This is a genomic window from Rhizobium sp. AG207R, from assembly GCF_027109195.1.
Lineage (GTDB): Bacteria > Pseudomonadota > Alphaproteobacteria > Rhizobiales > Rhizobiaceae > Rhizobium > Rhizobium dioscoreae.
The window spans coordinates 482,340-499,520 of the sequence record NZ_JAEPVT010000004.1 but is presented as its reverse complement, the minus strand read 5'-3'; the positions used below and the strand labels follow the sequence as shown (position 1 = coordinate 499,520).

Annotated in this window: 15 protein-coding genes; 13 read left to right on the top strand and 2 right to left on the bottom strand. The window is 60.7% G+C overall.

The features are described 5' to 3' along the window. The first annotated feature begins 10 nt into the window (after positions 1-10). The 12 genes from pcaH (at position 11) to JJQ51_RS12240 (ending at position 13,296) form a co-directional block, all read left to right on the top strand. A complete protein-coding gene (gene pcaH / locus JJQ51_RS12295; protein ID WP_113350644.1) occupies positions 11-760 on the top strand; it encodes a protocatechuate 3,4-dioxygenase subunit beta in 750 nt (249 codons plus the stop codon). Next, positions 760-1,374, top strand: a complete 615-nt coding sequence (gene pcaG / locus JJQ51_RS12290; protein ID WP_113350643.1) for a protocatechuate 3,4-dioxygenase subunit alpha — start codon at positions 760-762, stop codon at positions 1,372-1,374. The genes pcaH and pcaG overlap by 1 nt, the downstream gene beginning before the upstream one ends. A 3-nt stretch (positions 1,375-1,377) precedes the next feature. Then, on the top strand, positions 1,378-2,430 hold the full coding sequence (locus JJQ51_RS12285; RefSeq protein ID WP_113350642.1) for a 3-carboxy-cis,cis-muconate cycloisomerase: 1,053 nt from the start codon (positions 1,378-1,380) through the stop codon (positions 2,428-2,430). A gap of 145 nt (positions 2,431-2,575) precedes the next feature. Then, positions 2,576-3,748 (top strand): ABC transporter substrate-binding protein, encoded by a 1,173-nt coding sequence (locus JJQ51_RS12280; RefSeq protein ID WP_113350641.1) that lies wholly within the window; start codon positions 2,576-2,578, stop codon positions 3,746-3,748. Between the two features lie 90 nt (positions 3,749-3,838). After that, positions 3,839-4,702, top strand: a complete 864-nt coding sequence (locus JJQ51_RS12275; protein WP_113350640.1) for a branched-chain amino acid ABC transporter permease — start codon at positions 3,839-3,841, stop codon at positions 4,700-4,702. 1 nt (position 4,703) lies between these two features. Further along, positions 4,704-5,708, top strand: a complete 1,005-nt coding sequence (locus JJQ51_RS12270; RefSeq protein WP_113350639.1) for a branched-chain amino acid ABC transporter permease — start codon at positions 4,704-4,706, stop codon at positions 5,706-5,708. After that, entirely contained in the window at positions 5,705-6,469 is a 765-nt protein-coding gene (locus tag JJQ51_RS12265) for an ABC transporter ATP-binding protein (protein ID WP_113350638.1), read from the top strand. The genes JJQ51_RS12270 and JJQ51_RS12265 overlap by 4 nt, the downstream gene beginning before the upstream one ends. Further along, a complete protein-coding gene (locus JJQ51_RS12260) occupies positions 6,450-7,166 on the top strand; it encodes an ABC transporter ATP-binding protein (protein WP_113350637.1) in 717 nt (238 codons plus the stop codon). Before JJQ51_RS12265 ends, JJQ51_RS12260 begins: the two co-directional genes overlap by 20 nt. A gap of 238 nt (positions 7,167-7,404) precedes the next feature. After that, on the top strand, positions 7,405-11,031 hold the full coding sequence (locus tag JJQ51_RS12255; RefSeq protein WP_113351043.1) for a hydantoinase B/oxoprolinase family protein: 3,627 nt from the start codon (positions 7,405-7,407) through the stop codon (positions 11,029-11,031). An 83-nt stretch (positions 11,032-11,114) separates the two neighbouring features. Further along, on the top strand, positions 11,115-11,642 hold the full coding sequence (locus JJQ51_RS12250; protein WP_069610284.1) for a winged helix DNA-binding protein: 528 nt from the start codon (positions 11,115-11,117) through the stop codon (positions 11,640-11,642). A gap of 302 nt (positions 11,643-11,944) precedes the next feature. Continuing rightward, positions 11,945-12,775 (top strand): MBL fold metallo-hydrolase, encoded by an 831-nt coding sequence (locus JJQ51_RS12245; protein WP_113350636.1) that lies wholly within the window; start codon positions 11,945-11,947, stop codon positions 12,773-12,775. Between the two features lie 80 nt (positions 12,776-12,855). Beyond that, positions 12,856-13,296 (top strand): VOC family protein, encoded by a 441-nt coding sequence (locus JJQ51_RS12240; RefSeq protein WP_113350635.1) that lies wholly within the window; start codon positions 12,856-12,858, stop codon positions 13,294-13,296. Between the two features lie 8 nt (positions 13,297-13,304). Here the strand turns inward: JJQ51_RS12240 and JJQ51_RS12235 are convergent, their stop codons facing one another. Continuing rightward, positions 13,305-14,051: a polysaccharide deacetylase family protein gene (locus tag JJQ51_RS12235; RefSeq protein WP_113350634.1), complete on the bottom strand. Its 747-nt coding sequence runs from the start codon at positions 14,049-14,051 to the stop codon at positions 13,305-13,307. Then, positions 14,041-15,138 carry a glycosyltransferase family 4 protein gene (locus JJQ51_RS12230; RefSeq protein WP_113350633.1) on the bottom strand — a complete coding sequence of 366 codons (1,098 nt, stop codon included), beginning with the start codon at positions 15,136-15,138 and terminating at the stop codon, positions 14,041-14,043. The genes JJQ51_RS12235 and JJQ51_RS12230 overlap by 11 nt, the downstream gene beginning before the upstream one ends. A gap of 304 nt (positions 15,139-15,442) precedes the next feature. Between JJQ51_RS12230 and JJQ51_RS12225 the strand changes: the two genes are divergently transcribed. Beyond that, entirely contained in the window at positions 15,443-17,167 is a 1,725-nt protein-coding gene (locus JJQ51_RS12225) for an adenylate/guanylate cyclase domain-containing protein (protein ID WP_113395014.1), read from the top strand. The last annotated feature ends 14 nt before the right edge of the window (positions 17,168-17,181 follow it).

Sequence of the window (17,181 nt, the reverse complement as noted above, 5' to 3'; positions counted from 1 at the left end):
CGAGGCAGACATGTCCGATAGAAGCAACAGCAAGCCCGAAACGGGCGCCTTTTTCGCGAGAGACCGCGCCTGGCATCCGCCGGCCCTCGCGCCCGGCTATAAGACGTCCGTATTGCGCTCGCCGCAGCGCGCATTGCTGTCGCTTGACGGCACGATCTCGGAGATCACCGGGCCGGTCTTCGGCCATTCCATATTGAACGAGCTCGATAACGACCTGATCCATAATTTTGCCAAGCCGGGCGAGAGCGCTATCGGCGAGCGGATTATTGTCCATGGCCGCGTGCTCGATGAGCGCGGCCGGCCGGTGCCGGGCGTCCTGCTCGAGTTCTGGCAGGCCAATGCCGGCGGCCGTTATCGCCACAAGAAGGAAACCTATCTCGCGGCCATCGATCCGAATTTCGGTGGGTGCGGCCGCGCCATCACCGATGATGAAGGCCGCTATGCCTTCCGCACCATCCGCCCCGGCGCCTATCCCTGGCCGAACGGCGTCAACGACTGGCGCCCTGCGCATATCCACTTCTCCGTCTTCGGCCATGGCTTTGCGCAGCGGCTGATCACGCAGATGTATTTCGAGGGCGATCCAATGATCTGGAAATGTCCGATCGTCGGCACGATCCCCGACAAACAGGCGATCGAGCAGCTGATCGCACCGCTCGACTGGGGCAATACGATCCCGATGGATGCCCGCGCCTATAAATTCGACATCGTGCTGCGTGGTCGCCGGTCGACCTTGTTCGAAAACCGGCTGGAGGGCAATTGATGGTACAGGATCTCGGTTATCTCAAGGAAACGCCGTCGCAGACGGCAGGGCCTTACGTCCATATCGGTCTGACGCCGAACTATAGCGAGATCGGCGGTGTCTACGAAACCGACCTTGGCTCCGTCATGTTGAACGACAAGACGCTCGGCGAGCGTATCACCGTGACGGGCAGGGTTCTCGATGGCGCGGGAGCGCCGGTCAAGGATGCTGTTCTCGAAATCTGGCAGGCCGACAGTGCCGGGCTCTACAACAGCCCCTCGGAGCTGCGCGGCACGGCTGATCCGAATTTTACCGGCTGGGGGCGTTGCCCAACCAGCTCGACCGACGGCGTCTTCCGTTTCGAGACCATCAAGCCGGGCCGTGTTCCCTTCAAGGACGGCCGCAAGATGGCGCCGCACATCACCGTCTGGATCGTGGCACGCGGCATCAATATCGGCCTGCACACGCGCATGTACTTCCCCGAAGAGGCCGCCGCCAACGCCGAGGATCCCTTGCTGCAACGGATTGAACATAAGGATCGTGCGGCAACGCTGATCGCCCACAAGGAAGGTTCCGTCTACACGTTCGATATCTATTTGCAGGGCGACAAAGAGACGGTTTTCCTCGATATATAGGCCATGAGCGTTTCTCCCTTCGACCACCCTTTTCTGTCTGGTCTTCTCGGTGACGAGGAGATGGCGGCATATTTTTCCGCCGAGGCTGATATCCGCGCCATGCTCTCTTTCGAAGCGGCACTTGCCAAGGTCGAGGCGCAGCATGGTTTGATCCCGCAGGAGGTGGCTGGACGGATCGCGGAGGTCTGCACGACTTTCGAGCCTGACCTGCCAAGCCTGAAGACGGCAACGGCGTCCGATGGCGTCGTCGTACCCGATCTTGTTCGGCAGTTGCGCGAGGCGGTCGGTGAGGATGCAGGCAAGCATGTCCATTTCGGCGCCACCAGCCAGGATGTCATCGACACCAGCCTGATGCTACGTCTGAAGGCGGCCGCTTTTGTCCTGATTGGTCGTCTTTTCGCGGTATCGTCCGCGCTTACCAAACTGGATGAGCGTTTCGGTTCGAACCGGCTCATGGGCCGCACCCGGATGCAGGCCGCGATCGCAATCACCGTGTCCGATCGGCTGCGGGCGTGGCAGCATCCGCTCGATCAGTATCGCGATCGGCTGACGCAGGAAAGCTTCCCGCTGCAGTTCGGCGGCGCGGCGGGCACGCTCGAAAAAATCGGCGAGAAGGCAGCCGAAGTAAGGAGCGCGCTGGCGCAGGCGCTTGGGCTTACGGACGAGCCGCAATGGCAGAGCCAAAGGGCGCGCATTGCCGAGCTGGCGGGGTTGCTCTCCATGATCTCGGGCAGCCTTGGCAAGATCGGCCAGGACGTGGCACTTCTGGCGCAGGCGGGCGACGAGATCGAACTCGCCGGCGGCGGCGGCTCCTCCGCCATGCCGCACAAGCAAAATCCGGTCGCGGCTGAAACGCTTGTCACGCTAGCTCGCTTCAATGCCGTCCAGCTTTCCGGCATTCACCAGTCGCTGGTACACGAGCAGGAGCGCTCTGGCGCCGCCTGGACATTGGAATGGCTGCTATTGCCGCCTATGGTGGTGGCAACGGCAGCTTCATTGCGCCACGCGTTGCAACTGGTCGGTTCGATCAAGCGCTTGGGAACGACGGCTGAGTAGGATATTCGTCGCATCCATAACTGAATCGGTATGGAAGCAAGGTTTTATTTCATTTTACATCACCATTTCTCATGAGAAATTGGCGATGATCAGAATTTGAATGATCAAGGGCAGCTCAAAAAGACGGCTGCCGGGAGGAGAGAAAATGAAACGGTTTGTCTTGGCCGCCATTGCGGCCGTTGCTCTTGGCGGTGCTGCCTATGCCGATACTATCAAGGTCGGCGTCATCGGTCCGTTTTCGGGTCCGTTCGCGCTGCAGGGCAAGAATTTCAAGGCTGGCATCGATGCCTATATGGCCGTCAATGGCAAGAAGGTCGGCAATGATGAGGTGGAGGTGATCTATCGCGACGTGCCGCAGGCCGATCCCGCCCAATCGAAGTCGCTCGCCCAGGAGCTCGTCGTCAAGGAGAAGGTCCAGTATCTCGCCGGGTTCTACTTCACGCCGGATGCGATGGCCGTGACGCCGATCCTCAAGCAGGCCAATGTGCCGATGGTGATCTTCAACGCTGCCACTTCGGTAATCGTCACCAAGAGCCCGCTCGTCGTACGCACGTCCTTCACCACTTGGCAGACCTCGACGCCGATCGCCAAGGTTGCCTACGATGCCGGCGTGAAGAAGGTCATCTCCGTCGTCAGCGACTACGGTCCGGGCGTCGATGCCGAAAACGCGTTCAAGGCCGGCTTCGAAAAGCAGGGTGGCGAAGTGGTGCAGGCGATCCGCATGCCGCTCTCGACCAATGACTTCAGCCCGATCATGCAGCGCATCAAGGATTCCGGCGCGCAGGGCGTCTTCGCCTTCCTGCCCTCCGGCCCGACTACGCTCGGCTTCGTCAAGGCCTATAATGAGAATGGCCTGAAGTCCGCCGGCATCAAGCTCTTTGCGCCGGGCGACCTGACACAGGAGTCCGATCTGCCGGCGCTTGGTGATGCCGCGCTCGGCATGCAGACGACCTTCCATTACGCGATTTCGCATGACTCGCCCGAAAACAAGGCTTTTGTCGCAGCCGCCGACAAGGCGATCGGCAATCCGGCCGAGCTGACCTTCCCGGCCGTGGGCGCCTTCGATGGTATGCATGTCATCTACAAGATGATCGAGGCGACCGGCGGCAAGCAGGATGCGCAGAAGGCGGTCGATGCCGTGAAGGGCCTGTCCTGGGTCAGCCCGCGCGGTCCCGTTACTATCGATCCCGAAAGCCGACATATCACGCAGAACATCTATTTGCGCGAGGTCGCCAAGGGCGATGACGGCAAGTACTACAACAAGGAAATCCAGACCTTCGAGAAGCAGGGCGATCCCGGCCTTGCCGCTGCGAAGTAAGTTGCGCCAAAACTTCATGCGCCTGAGTGTAGACATCCTCAGGCGTGTGATGGCAGCGGCCGCGCTACACAAACCGGACCAGCGATATCAATGCAAACCGTGCTCAGCATAGCAGTCGATGCCCTCGCTTACGGCATGGTGCTGTTCGTCATCTCCATCGGCCTTTCCGTCACCATGGGGCTGATGCGCGTCGTCAATCTGGCCCACGGCGCCTTTGCCATGATCGGCGGCTATATCGCTTCCTATGCGGCGCGCGATCTAGGGCTTGGTTATGGCGCCGCCGTATTGCTGGCGGTCGTCGGCACCGTCATCATCTCCATCCCGATCGAACGGTTGCTTTATCGGCGCATCTATGGCGCGCCTGAATTGACGCAGGTGCTGATGACGATCGGCATCACCTTCTGCATCATCGGCATTGCCAATTATGTCTTCGGCCCAACCTTGAAAACCATCCCCTTGCCGGGCAGTCTGCAGGGCTCCGTCGATCTTGGCTTCCGCACCATTGGCACGCATCGCATTTTCGCAATCACCTGCGGTCTCATCGTCGCCTTGGCCTTGTGGTACACGATCGAGAAGACCTCCTTCGGCGTCAAGCTGCGTGCCTCCGTCGATAATGCCGCGATGGCGGCCGCTCTCGGCGTCAGGACGGAAATCGTTTATGCGGTCAGCTTCGCCATTGCCGTCGGGCTGGCCGCCTTCGGTGGCGTGGTGGGTGCGGAGCTTCTGCCGGTCGAGCCCTATTATGCCCTGCGCTACATGGTGACCTTCTTGGTTGTCGTCTCGGTCGGCGGCGCGGGCTCGATCTCCGGTGCGCTGCTCGCCTGCCTCATTCTTGGCTGCATCGATACGACTGGCCGCTACCTCATGCCGGAATATGGGGAATTCTTTTTCTATCTGGCCGTCATTGCCATTGTCTGCGTCTTCCCGCGCGGCTTTGCCGGGAGAATGAAGTAACATGGCGCTGACGCTTGAAAGAGAGGCCGCTTCGATCGTGACCAGACATCGCACACTTGGACAGGATTTTATCGCGGTGGCGGTCATCGTCCTGCTGGCTGCCGCCGGCTACCTGCTGTTTCCGGATAATCTCGCTCTTCTCACCCGACTGATCGCGATCGCGCTTCTCGTCCTATCGCTCGATCTTGTCACCGGCTATTGCGGCGTGGCGACTCTCGGCCATGCGGCGTTGTTCGGCGCGGGTGCCTATGCAGCCGGCATTGCGTCAGCCCATTACGGCATCAACGATCCCTTGCTGATGACGCTTGCCGGCATCGCCGGCGGCGCGGCTGCCGGGTTGATTTGCTCCATTGTCATTTTGAGAGCTCATGGCCTGCCGCAGCTCGTGCTCTCGATTGCGCTGATCTATCTCTTCCACGAATTCGCCAACAAGGCGTCGAGCTGGACAGGCGGCAGCGACGGCCTGTCGGGTATTTCAGCTGATCCGCTGTTCGGTGTTTTCGAATTCGATCTCTATGGGCACACGGCCTACTTCTATGGCGTGGCACTGTTGCTGATCGTGCTCGTGCTTTTGCGCTTTCTCGTGCGTTCGCCCTTCGGCATGCTCTGCCGCGGCATCCGGCAGGATCCCTTGCGCATCCGCGCTATGGGTGCCTCGCCGAAAGTAGCTCTCATCAAGATGTATGTCATTTCCGGTGCTGTTGCCGGCATCGGCGGTGCGCTGAATGCGATCTCTACGCAGGTCGTCGGTCTCGACAGTCTCTCCTTCACACAATCGGCCGAGGCTCTGGTCATGCTCGTGCTCGGTGGCACCGGATCGCTGTTTGGTGCGCTCGTCGGCACGCTGATCTTCATGCTTTTCGAGGATTATGTCTCCGCCGCCAACCCCTTCCATTGGCTGACGATCGTCGGCGGGCTTCTCATCCTCGTTGTTCTCTTCGCGCCCAAGGGTATTTACGGCACGGCGGCTGCCTATGTGGCCCGTCGTAGGGAGGCGCGGGCATGAGCGTGATTTTCGAAGTCAGCAATCTGAAGAAGGCGTTCGGCGGGCTGACGGTGACGAACAATGTCAGCCTGTCGATGGCGCCGGGCGACCGCGTCGCTCTCATTGGCCCGAACGGCGCCGGCAAGACCAGCTTCGTCAATCTCGTGACGGGCAATCTGCAGGCGGATTCCGGTGAAGTCCGCATTGCCGGTCAGAACGTCAACAAGGTCGATGCCATCGGTCGTGTGCGACGCGGGCTGGTGCGCTCGTTCCAGGTGACGCGGCTGTTTCAGGATATGACGCCGGCCGAGCATGTCGGCATGGCGGTGCTGCAGCGGACGGGTCGCTCCGGTCGCATGTTCGGTAACTTCCTCTCCATGCGCGATGTCATGGCCGAAACGGAGGAACTACTCGGAACGCTCGGCCTCAGCGCGCTTGCGCATCGCAAAGTCAGCGAGATTGCCTATGGCCAGCAGCGGCTATTGGAAATTGCCGTTGCCATGGCGCTGAAGCCGAAGGTGCTTTTGCTGGACGAGCCCGCCGCCGGCGTGCCGCAGAGCGACACCGGCCGCATCGAGCAGGCGCTGGCCGATCTGCCTGCCGATCTCGCCGTGCTGATGATCGAGCATGACATGGACCTCGTTTTCCGTTTTGCCAAGCGCGTCGTGGTGCTTGCGGCCGGCACGATCATATTCGACGGATCACCGAAAGACGTGACGCAGGATGCGCGGGTGCGCGAAGCCTATCTGGGGAGCTACGCCAATGCCGGCCACGCCGCTTGAAGTCGAAAATCTGTCGGCCGGTTATGGTCCGACACGGGTGCTGGAAGGCGTCTCCTTTTCCGTGCCGGCAGGCGGACGGCTCGCCGTGCTCGGCCGCAATGGCATGGGCAAGAGCACGCTGCTGGCCACGCTCGCCGGGCAGACCCGGCGCTATGATGGCCGCATCCGGCTCGGCTCGGCCGATATCGCCGGCTTACCGAGCGCACGCCGCGCTCATCAGGGCCTCGGCTATGTGCCGCAGACGCGTGACGTCTTTCCGACGCTGACGGTGGAGGAAAATCTGTCCGTCGGGCTGAAGGGGCGGCCGAAGGCCGCCCTGCAGGAAGCCTATGACATGTTTCCACGCCTGCAGGAGCGCCGCAGAAACCTCGGCGGCCAGCTTTCCGGCGGCGAGCAGCAGATGCTGTCGACGGCCCGCACCATCCTCGGCCGGCCCTCAGTCCTGCTTCTGGACGAGCCGCTGGAGGGGCTTGCCCCCGTCATCTGCGAGGAACTGATGGCGGCCTTTACCAAGCTCGCCAAGGCGGGCGACATGACGATCCTGCTGGTGGAGCAGCGCATCCAGAGCGCATTGGATTTTGCCAGCGATGTCATTATTCTGGAGCGCGGCCGGCTGGCCTGGAAGGGTACACCCGAGGCGCTGGCCGCGGATCATCACGCGGTTGAACGCCTGCTCGGCGTTGGTGGCCTGCACTAGCACCTTTTACAGCGGCCTCGCGCCCTTGCATTTCATGACGGTTCATCGCTCCGGGAACGGTTGCGCCGCCAGCCTATCTGGTCTGGCTGATCGCGACTTTGCCCTCGCTTGCCTCTTGGCCGACTCGACATACTAGTGGTGAAACGCGCCGCTATCGGCGATTTATGTTGACGACAAAACGTTGACGATTTATCGATATATTATCATCGTTGTTGGTGTCGTTCTGCTGGAGGCGGGTTTGTCGGAGAATATTTCGGGTCGTTGGGATTTCTGGATCGACCGCGGCGGCACCTTTACCGACGTTGTCGGGCGCGATCCGTCCGGCGCTCTCCACGCCCGCAAGGTCCTCTCTGAAAATCCGGAGGCTTACCGCGACGCAGCCGTTCACGGCATCCGCCTGCATCTTGGTCTTGGCAAAGGTGAGCCGGTTCCCGAAGGTGCAATCGGCGAGGTCCGCATGGGCACGACGGTCGCCACCAATGCTCTGCTCGAGCGCAAAGGCGAGCGCCTCGCTCTGGTAACGACAAAGGGTTTCCGTGACGCGCTGCGCATCGGCTACCAGGAACGCAAGAAAATCTTCGCGACCGAGATCGTCAAACCGGAAGCGCTCTATGAAGATGTCGTCGAGATCGAAGAGCGCGTGCTTGCCGACGGTACCGTCGAATTGGCTCTGGACGAAAAGGCCGCCGAAATGGCGCTGCGTGACCTTCTCGCCAAAGGTTATCGCTCCGTCGCCATCGTCTTCATGCATGCCTATAAATTTCCGGCGCATGAGGCGGCCGTTGCCCGGATCGCAAGGTCGATCGGCTTCGAGCAGGTCTCGGTCAGCCATGAGGTTTCGCCGCTGATCAAGCTCGTCGGCCGCGGCGATACGGCTGTGATCGACGCTTATCTCTCGCCGGTTCTCGGACGCTATATCCGCCAGGTCTGTGATGAGCTCGATGTCGAGCGGACCGGCGCGCGCGTCATGTTCATGATGTCGTCGGGCGGGCTGACGGCGGCAGACATGTTCCAGGGCAAGGATGCCATTCTCTCAGGCCCCGCCGGTGGCGTTGTCGGCCTTGCGAAGACCGGTGAGCAGGCGGGCTTTGCCAATGTTATCGGCTTCGACATGGGCGGCACCTCCACGGATGTGGCGCACTTCGACGGCGAATATGAACGCGCCTTCGAGACGGAAGTGGCCGGCGTACGCGTCCGTGCGCCGATGATGCTGATCCATACCGTGGCCGCCGGTGGCGGCTCGATCCTGCATTTCGATGGCGATCGCTTCCGCGTCGGCCCGGATTCGGCCGGCGCCTTTCCGGGTCCGGCCTGCTATCGCAATGGCGGTCCGCTGGCCGTCACCGACGCCAATGTCATGGCCGGCAAGCTGCTGCCGGAATTCTTCCCCTCCATTTTCGGACCCAATCAGGACCAGCCGCTCGATGTCGAGACGGTGCGGTCCAAGTTCGCCGCACTCGCAGCCGAAATCGGCGATGGCCGCAGCCCGGAAGACGTCGCCGACGGCTTCATCCGCATCGCCGTTGCCAATATGGTCGAGGCGATCAAGAAAATCTCGGTACAGCGCGGCTATGACGTGACGCGTTATGCGCTCAACTGCTTCGGCGGCGCCGGCGGGCAGCATGCCTGCCTGGTTGCCGACGCGCTCGGCATGAAGAGCATCCTTCTGCATCCGATGTCCGGTCTTCTCTCGGCCTATGGTATGGGCCTTGCCGATATCAGGGCAACGCGCCAGAAAGCGCTCGGCGTTTCGCTTGATGATGCCGCACCCGTCGCCATTGCAGCGCTCGGTAGCGAATTGCGCGGCGAATGCGTGCCCGAGTTGGAAGCCCAGGGCGTCGCAACGGGCGACATCAAGACGGTCCAGCGCGCCCATATCCGCTATGCCGGCACCGATACCTTGTTGGCGGTCGAGACGACTTTCCCCGAAATCGACGATCCCGCGCGGCTGCGCAGCCAGTTCGAAACGCTGCACAAGCGCCGCTTCGGTTTCGTTGCCGAGGACAAGCCTCTGGTCGTGGAAGCCGTCGAGATCGAAACGATCGGCGGTGCTGCTGCCGATATCGCAGTCGAGCTTGAAGCGGCGGCCGAGGGTGAGGCGCAAGCTGCAAGGCGCACCGCCTTCTACTCAAACGGCGAAAGTCACGATGCGGCCGTCGTCCTGCGTGAGGCGATCAAGCCGGGCCAGACTGTCACCGGCCCGGCCATCATCATCGAGCCGAACCAGACGATCGTCATCGAGGATGGCTGGCAGGCGCAGCTGACCACAAAGGATCATATCGTTCTCAAGCGCATCAAGGCGCTGCCCGAGCGCAATGCCATCGGCACCAAGGCCGACCCCGTCATGCTGGAGATCTTCAACAATCTCTTCATGTCGATCGCCGAGCAGATGGGTATGACGCTGCAGAACACCGCCTATTCGGTCAATATCAAGGAGCGGCTGGATTTCTCCTGCGCCGTCTTCGATGCCGAAGGCAATCTGGTCGCCAATGCGCCGCATATGCCGGTTCATCTCGGCTCAATGGATGCCTCCGTTGCGACCGCGATCCGCGAAAATGCCGTCATTCATCCGGGCGATGTCTTCCTGATCAATGCGCCCTATAATGGCGGCACGCATCTGCCTGACCTCACCGTCTGCACCCCTGTCTTCGATGATGCCGGTCAGAAGATCCGCTTCTGGGTTGCCAGCCGCGGCCATCACGCCGATATCGGCGGTATCTCGCCGGGATCGATGTCGCCGCTTGCCACCCATATCGAGGAGGAAGGCGTCTATATCGACAATTTCAAGCTGCTTGATCGGGGCCGGTTCTGCGAGGTGGAGCTTACCAAGCTGCTGACGGGTGCCCGCTATCCTGTGCGCACGCTGGCGCAGAATATCAATGACCTCAAGGCCCAGGTTGCCGCCAATGAAAAGGGCGTCGCCGAGCTGAAGAAGATGATCGCGCTCTTCGGCGAAGATGTCGTCGATGCCTATATGGGCCATGTTCAGGACAACGCGGCGGAAAGCGTGCGGCGTGTCCTCGATCGTCTGTCGGACGGCGAATTCAGCTATGAGATGGATCAGGGCTGCAAGATCGTCGTCAAGATTTCGATCGACAAGGACAAGCGCGAGGCGACGGTCGATTTCACCGGCACATCGGCGCAGCGCCCCGACAATTTCAATGCGCCGCAGCCCGTCACGCGCGCTGCCGTCCTCTATGTCTTCCGCGTTCTCGTCGAGGCGGATATTCCGATGAATGCCGGCTGCCTCCGGCCGATCCGGATCATCATCCCCGAAGGCACGATGCTGACGCCGAAATATCCGGCTGCCGTCGTTGCCGGCAATGTCGAGGTCAGTCAGGCCGTGACCAACTGCCTGTTCGGCGCGGTCGAGGCGCTTGCCGCAGCCCAAGGCACGATGAACAATCTGACCTTCGGCAACGATGCCTATCAATATTACGAGACGATCTGCTCCGGCGCGCCGGCAGGACCGGGCTTCAACGGCGCCGATGCTGTGCATACGCACATGACCAACTCGCGCCTCACCGATCCCGAAATCCTTGAGACGCGGTTCCCCGTCGTGCTGGAGGATTTCCATATTCGTCCGAATTCGGGCGGGCGCGGCAAATGGAACTCCGGCAACGGCACGCAGCGCACGATCCGCACGCGTGAGAAGCTGGAATTCGCGATCCTGTCGGGCCATCGGCGTGTGGCGCCCTTCGGCATCAAGGGCGGCGAAGCCGGACAGACTGGCCGCAATTATGTCCGCCGCAACGATGGCAGGATTGAAGAGCTGATCGGCTCGGCCCATACCGTGCTCGAAGCTGGCGAAGCCTTTACGGTCGTCACTCCCACCGGCGGCGGCTACGGAAAACGGGAGGAATAGCAATGTGATGCCGGGTCGAGCGGCCTTGATCGCTCGGCCCGTCGAATCTGCTGGGCCTTGATCCGGTTCGAAGGAGTTTTCAGGTGACGTCCGAGGAAAAGAGCAAACGACGCGAGTTGATCGTATCATCGGCCCATCTTGCCGGCGGCAGCTCGCCAGCCTTGTCGGAGCTGGAATACGGGTCGATCCTCTTTTCCCATGCCTTCAATCGTTGGCTAGTGCGCTGCATGGCAGCGGCCGGCGTGCCCGGTCTTTCACCGATCGAGATCCTGATCATCCATTCCGTGCGGCATCGCGACCGGCCGAAGACGCTCGCCGATCTCTGCCTCGTCCTCGATATTGAAGACACGCATGTTGCCAATTACGCCATCAAGAAGCTCGAGGCGGCAGGCCTCGTCAAGAGCGGCAAGGCCGGCAAGGAAAAGACCATCCGGGTGACGGATAAGGGCTTGGACGCGCTGAAGCGCTATACCGAAATTCGCGAGCGGCTATTGGTTGAGGCAACGAAAGTATCGGGTCTCTCGCAAGACGATCTCTCCGATATCGCTTCGCATCTAAGGGCATTGTCCGGCTATTACGAACAGGCGGCGCGGTCGGCCGCCACGCTCTAGGATAGACGCGCGCAAGTCTCGGCCAAATCTTCTCAGTCTCTCGCACAGGTTCGCATCTTGTTGTGGTCTAATATAGATTAGCCCATCGGGACCACACGCAAATTCCCCCTCTTATCTATTCTGCCATTTCATACCTATATTAGGCCTGTGCGATCCGTTGGCGACAATCCGCCCAACGATCTGTGTCGGCTGACCGATGAGATCCAGTTTTTACCACTGCACGACTTTTAGAAATTGCTGGCTTCGCACGATAGCAAAAGTGTGCTTTTTTTGACCGAAAGGGGAATGGTGTAAAAACTTCCATGAACAACGATAGTTTTGAGCTGAAATTTTGGGGCGTGCGGGGGAGCATCCCTGTATCGGGACCGGAATTTGAGCGGTACGGCGGTAACACGTCGTGCATTGAGTTACGGCATGACGGCAGGCATATCTTGTTCGACGCAGGGACCGGTTTGCGCGAAGCGGCGGCATCCCTTGCCAAGGAGGAGGTCCGCAACATCGATCTCTTCTTCACCCATTCGCACTATGACCACATCATCGGCCTGCCTTTCTTCAACGCGATATACGATCCGCGCGTTAGCGTCGATCTCTGGTCGGGCCATCTGGCCGGCAAAACGACGACGCGGCAGCTGATCGGCCAATTCATGCGGCCGCCATGGTTCCCCGTCGAACCCGACATCTGTCGGGCGACGATGAATTTCCGCGATTTTGCCGCCGGCGACACGTTGAAGCCGCATCCCGGCATCGTCATTCATACGACGAGGCTGAACCATCCCGGCGGCTGTATCGGCTATCGCATCGAGTGGTCGGGGCGAGTGATCGCCATGGTCTATGATACCGAGCATGTGGCGGGCCGTCTCGACGAGGCGGCGCTTGAGCTGATGGCGGATGCCGATCTTGCCATCTACGATGCGACCTATCTCGAAACGGAGATGCAGAAATATCTCGGTTTTGGCCATTCTACATGGCAGGAGGGCATCAAGCTCGCGAAGAAGGCCGGTGCCAAGCGGCTTGCCATGTTCCATCATGCGCCCGGCCGGACGGACCGGGAACTGGATGACATGCAGCGCGATGCGCAGAAGAGCTTCCCCGAAGCGTTCTTCGCCTTTGACGGGCAATCGCTGCAGCTCTGAGACACCGTTTGGCTAGAAGTGTCCGTTATTACACGGGGTAACAACCCTTTGACTGAAACGGCTTTCGGGAGGTTGAAGAGATGGCCGTCAAGCGAATGGACAATGTCGGAATCGTCGTCGAAAACCTGGCAGGGGCGATTGATTTTTTTCGCGAACTCGGCCTCGAGCTCGAAGGGCAGGCGACGATTGAGGGAGAGTGGGCCGGGCGTATCACCGGCCTAGGCGATCAGCGCGTCGAAATTGCCATGATGCGCACGCCGGACGGCCACAGCCGGCTCGAGCTCTCCCGTTTCCTTGCGCCGGCCGTCGTCGCGGATCATCGCAACGCCCCGGTTAACGCTTTGGGTTATCTCCGCGTCATGTTTGCCGTGGACGACATCGACGACACCCTTGAAAGGCTTCGCGCGCGTGGCACGCAGCTCGTCGGCGAAGTCGTCCAGTATGGCGACGCGTATCGCCTCTGCTATATCCGCGGACCTGAAGGACTTCTCATCGGGCTCGCCCAGGAACTCGGCGCGTAGCTGAACGACTAATGTACGAAGTCGCCGACCGGCCGCCATTCGATGGCGGCATGGTCGGCCGTCTCCTCAAACAGCGCCTCCACGAAATTCCAGGCGAGATCGTCATGGGCGAGATGGTGCGTCATCACCCCGATCGGTTCGTCATGGCCGTCGAAACGGATCCGGAGTTCTTCCACGAGACGTCCGATTACTTCGGCATGCGGTAAACCACCACGTACGCCGTGCCATCTCATGATGTCGATATGGGTGTTGATCAAGCCGATGGGGGCCTGTTTTGCCAGTCCGAAAACGGAGACGGCGCGATAGCCGAAGGGGGCGAGATGTGGCAACAGCGCATCATCGATCCGGTTCCACGGCGGGACCAACAGCGGCACGAACTGTTGTGGGTAAAGGGTCTTCAGCTTATCGAAGCCGCGGTGCAGCTCGTCGAGCACGATCGACTGCGGCCGATGCAGACCGAGCTCCTGCTTTTTGGTTTCGTCAGGAGCATAGTTTTGATGCGTCCAGCCGTGCACCGTGGCGGTGATGTGGCTTTCCCGCGTCAGACGTTCGGCGAGTGCCTCGCCCGTCGGTCCCGGAATGATCGCCAGAGCCATCGGCATGTCGAAACGATTGGCAAGCGACAGAAGCCGGTCGAGGGCAGGGGTCGGCTCGATGGCGTCGTCGTCGCGGAACCAGAATTTCACCTTCCGTCCCGCCTCGCTCCATCGCCGCAGTTCGTCACGCACGGGCTGCCAATCGGCTCTATCGCTCATAATAGGTGTCTCCCAAATGGTTTCGAAGAATGGTTTCCAACCGCCGCGCTGCGGCGGTCAGCGAGCGCTCCTGATGCACGAAGTCATAGGCTGCGTCTGCCATGGTCTGCCGCAGGTTCTGATCGTTCAAAAGTCGAGCGATGGCACTGGCATAGGCCTCGATATCGCCCTCTGGTGTTAGAAGTCCGGTCTTGTCCGCCATCACCACCTCCGGCACGCCGGCCGTTGCCTGCGCGACGACGGGCAGGCCCGCCGCCTGCGCCTCCAGATAGGCGAGGCCATAGGCTTCGTTGCAGCCGGGCCAGACATAAAGACCGGCGGCCGCCAGTTCTTGCGCGATCTCTGGGGTGGAACGCTCTCCGCGCCAGATGATGCGGCTTTCGCCGAATGTGGAAAACAACGACCTTGCCTCGGCCCGCATCGGCCCGTCGCCAATGATGGTCAGGATCCAATCCTGATCGCGGATAAGATCGAGCGCACCCGCCAGCATGGCGTAGCTGTCAAACTTGTCGCCCTTCCGTAGCATTGCCACTGTAATCAGCCGTCGCGGATCGGAGGACGAGCGGGCGAAGGGTGCGGTATCGATGAAGGGCAGGAAGCGCTCGTAGCGGGCATCGGGGATCGCATCGAGCAAACCAAGCCGGTCCCGCTCGGTAAAGCACAGATTGACGGCGGCAAGCCTTACCGCATCGGCGATAAGGCGCTGGTTCTCGCTCCAGCCGGTCTCGTCATGACGGCGAGAGTAGGAGGCCTCGGCCGTCACATAGGGAATGCCCAGCGTCCTGGCGACGCGTGGACCGATGAGATCGGGTGTCTTGTAGTAGGGATGATAGGTGAACCACAGATCGGGTGCCGCCTTGTCCCGCCATTGCTCCCGCAGTCGGCCCATCTCGCTCTCCGCCTGCCGGGCGATCTCCGCGCGTGAGTCGGCTTCCGGGGTAAGCGTGAAGCTGCGCAGTTCGGACGCGACTTCGACCTCATGCCCGGCCATCTTCAATGCTGCGATGATCTGGCGCGCCATCAGCCGGTCGCCGGATGGGACCGGATGGGCAGGCGACTTCAAGGGAGCATAAAAGGCAATCTTCATGATGTCGTCGCACAGTTGACGATTAAGTGATGGCAGGAACCCGAATCGTGAGAGGATTGCCCGAATTCCGACCGGTTGCGTGACAATAAGGTCCCTGCTTCAAAAAGCCGCATCCTCGACAGTATGCGGTGTTGCGGCTACTGCATAATTCCTTAAATCGGAATCGATTTGAGGATAAAATTATGCAGCAGGTTAAAAGTGCTTCAGCGATTTTTGCGCGTCATATATGACGCGCGCCGCTGTAGATAAATAGGCGATAGCCGTTTTCGGATCTGTTGTGAACGGGCAATATACATTGGGTTTGATGACCATCGAGGCAAGAAAGCCAATCATAACCGATCGCCTCGTGCGAAAGCTCCGTCTCGGCTCCGGTCTGATCGTTTTTGCTTTCGTCATCATGCATCTGGCCAACCATTCCCTCGGTCTGATCTCGCTCGGCATGGCCGAACGTGCGCAGCATTGGTTCATGGCGGTTTGGCGCAATCCGGTCGGAACCGTGCTGCTCTATGGGGCACTGATCCTGCATATCCTGCTCGTGTTGCGAATGCTCTACAAGCGCAGGACGCTTGTCATGCCCGCGGGCGAGGCTTTTCAGATCGTTACCGGTCTATTGGTCCCCCTCCTGCTGATCGACCATATCGTTGCGACGCGCATCGTTCATGAGGTCTATGGCTATCACGATACCTACAAGGCGATCGTGCGCAGCCTGTGGGTGACGTCGCCATTCAACGGTGTGCGCCAGTCGCTCGTCCTTCTGATCGTTTGGCTTCATGGGTGTATCGGCGTTCATTTCTGGCTGCGCTACCGCCCCTGGTACATGGTGATCGCGCCCGTCATGCTGTCGCTCGCCATTGTTCTGCCGATCCTCGCTTTGCTCGGCTTTGCCGCAATGGGCAAGACGGTGGCACATGAGGTCGCCCAGGAGGATGAGCGCGGCTATCCCGGCGGCTATTACAGCGACGTTCGAAGCTTTGGCGAGTCAGGCTCGGCGCCTGGCAGTAAAATGGCGGAAGACTTGTTGCCGTACCGCGCCGGATTCTATGGCGCCTTCAGCCTGTCGATCGCCGCCCTTTTCGCCTTCCGGGCACAGCGCAGGCTAAAAGAGCGGCAATATCAGGTCGCCATTCGTTACGCGGGCGGGGAAGTCGTGCACGCGCCGCGCGGCTTCAGCGTGCTCGAGGCAAGCCGTCTCGGCGGTATCCCGCATTATTCGGTCTGCGGCGGCAAGGGGCAATGTTCCACCTGCCGCGTGCAAATCATCGAGGGAGCGGAAAACCTGCCGCCGCCCGAGCCGTTGGAGCAGAAGACCCTGAACCGTATCGGCGCCACGCCGGATGTCAGGCTTGCCTGTCAACTGCGTCCGACCGGAAACGTCAGCGTTGTGCCGCTGCTGACGCCGATGGCCGAGGCGACGATTCCGGTCTACACGCAAACGGCAAGTCCCGGCCGCGAGCGCGAGATCGTCGTCTTCTTCTGCGATCTGCGCCATTTCACGTCGTTGACGGAATCGCGGCTGCCTTTCGACATCGTCTTCCTGCTCAACCGCTATTTCGCGATCGTCGGCCGTATCATCGAAGAAAATGGTGGCCGGATGGACAAGTTCATCGGCGATGGCGCCATGGCGCTCTTCGGCCTTCGCACGACCCCGAAGGAGGCCAATCGCCAGGCATTGAAGGCCGCCGCGGCGATCATCCGCGAGATCGACAAGCTCAGTGCGGAGCTCGCTGATGAACTGGCTGCCCCACTCGAAATCGCCATCGGCATCCATACCGGCCTCGCTGTGGTGGGCTCGATGGGGTATGGCACCGTCAAGAACGTGACGGCAATCGGCGATACGGTCAACGTCGCCAGCCGCCTTGAGAGCGTCGCCAAGGAGTTCAATACCGCGCTCGTCTTTTCAGAACCGGTGGCGCAGCTTTCGGAAGCAGATATTGCCGGCACAGAAAGCCGGGAGATTGCCGTCAGAGGCCGGGGTGAGCCCTTGCGGGTCTACATCGTTTCGAAAGAGGCGAGCGCCCACTTTGCCTGATTTTCAGAGCGTAG

Bases quoted from the DNA above. Each gene is read 5' to 3' on its own strand.
- pcaH (WP_113350644.1), top strand. From the start codon at position 11: ATGTCCGATAGAAGCAACAGCAAGCCCGAAACGGGCGCCTTTTTCGCG.
- pcaG (WP_113350643.1), top strand. From the start codon at position 760: ATGGTACAGGATCTCGGTTATCTCAAGGAAACGCCGTCGCAGACGGCA.
- JJQ51_RS12285 (WP_113350642.1), top strand. From the start codon at position 1,378: ATGAGCGTTTCTCCCTTCGACCACCCTTTTCTGTCTGGTCTTCTCGGT.
- JJQ51_RS12280 (WP_113350641.1), top strand. From the start codon at position 2,576: ATGAAACGGTTTGTCTTGGCCGCCATTGCGGCCGTTGCTCTTGGCGGT.
- JJQ51_RS12275 (WP_113350640.1), top strand. From the start codon at position 3,839: ATGCAAACCGTGCTCAGCATAGCAGTCGATGCCCTCGCTTACGGCATG.
- JJQ51_RS12270 (WP_113350639.1), top strand. From the start codon at position 4,704: ATGGCGCTGACGCTTGAAAGAGAGGCCGCTTCGATCGTGACCAGACAT.
- JJQ51_RS12265 (WP_113350638.1), top strand. From the start codon at position 5,705: ATGAGCGTGATTTTCGAAGTCAGCAATCTGAAGAAGGCGTTCGGCGGG.
- JJQ51_RS12260 (WP_113350637.1), top strand. From the start codon at position 6,450: ATGCCGGCCACGCCGCTTGAAGTCGAAAATCTGTCGGCCGGTTATGGT.
- JJQ51_RS12245 (WP_113350636.1), top strand. From the start codon at position 11,945: ATGAACAACGATAGTTTTGAGCTGAAATTTTGGGGCGTGCGGGGGAGC.
- JJQ51_RS12240 (WP_113350635.1), top strand. From the start codon at position 12,856: ATGGCCGTCAAGCGAATGGACAATGTCGGAATCGTCGTCGAAAACCTG.
- JJQ51_RS12235 (WP_113350634.1), bottom strand. From the start codon at position 14,051: ATGAGCGATAGAGCCGATTGGCAGCCCGTGCGTGACGAACTGCGGCGA.
- JJQ51_RS12230 (WP_113350633.1), bottom strand. From the start codon at position 15,138: ATGAAGATTGCCTTTTATGCTCCCTTGAAGTCGCCTGCCCATCCGGTC.
- JJQ51_RS12225 (WP_113395014.1), top strand. From the start codon at position 15,443: ATGACCATCGAGGCAAGAAAGCCAATCATAACCGATCGCCTCGTGCGA.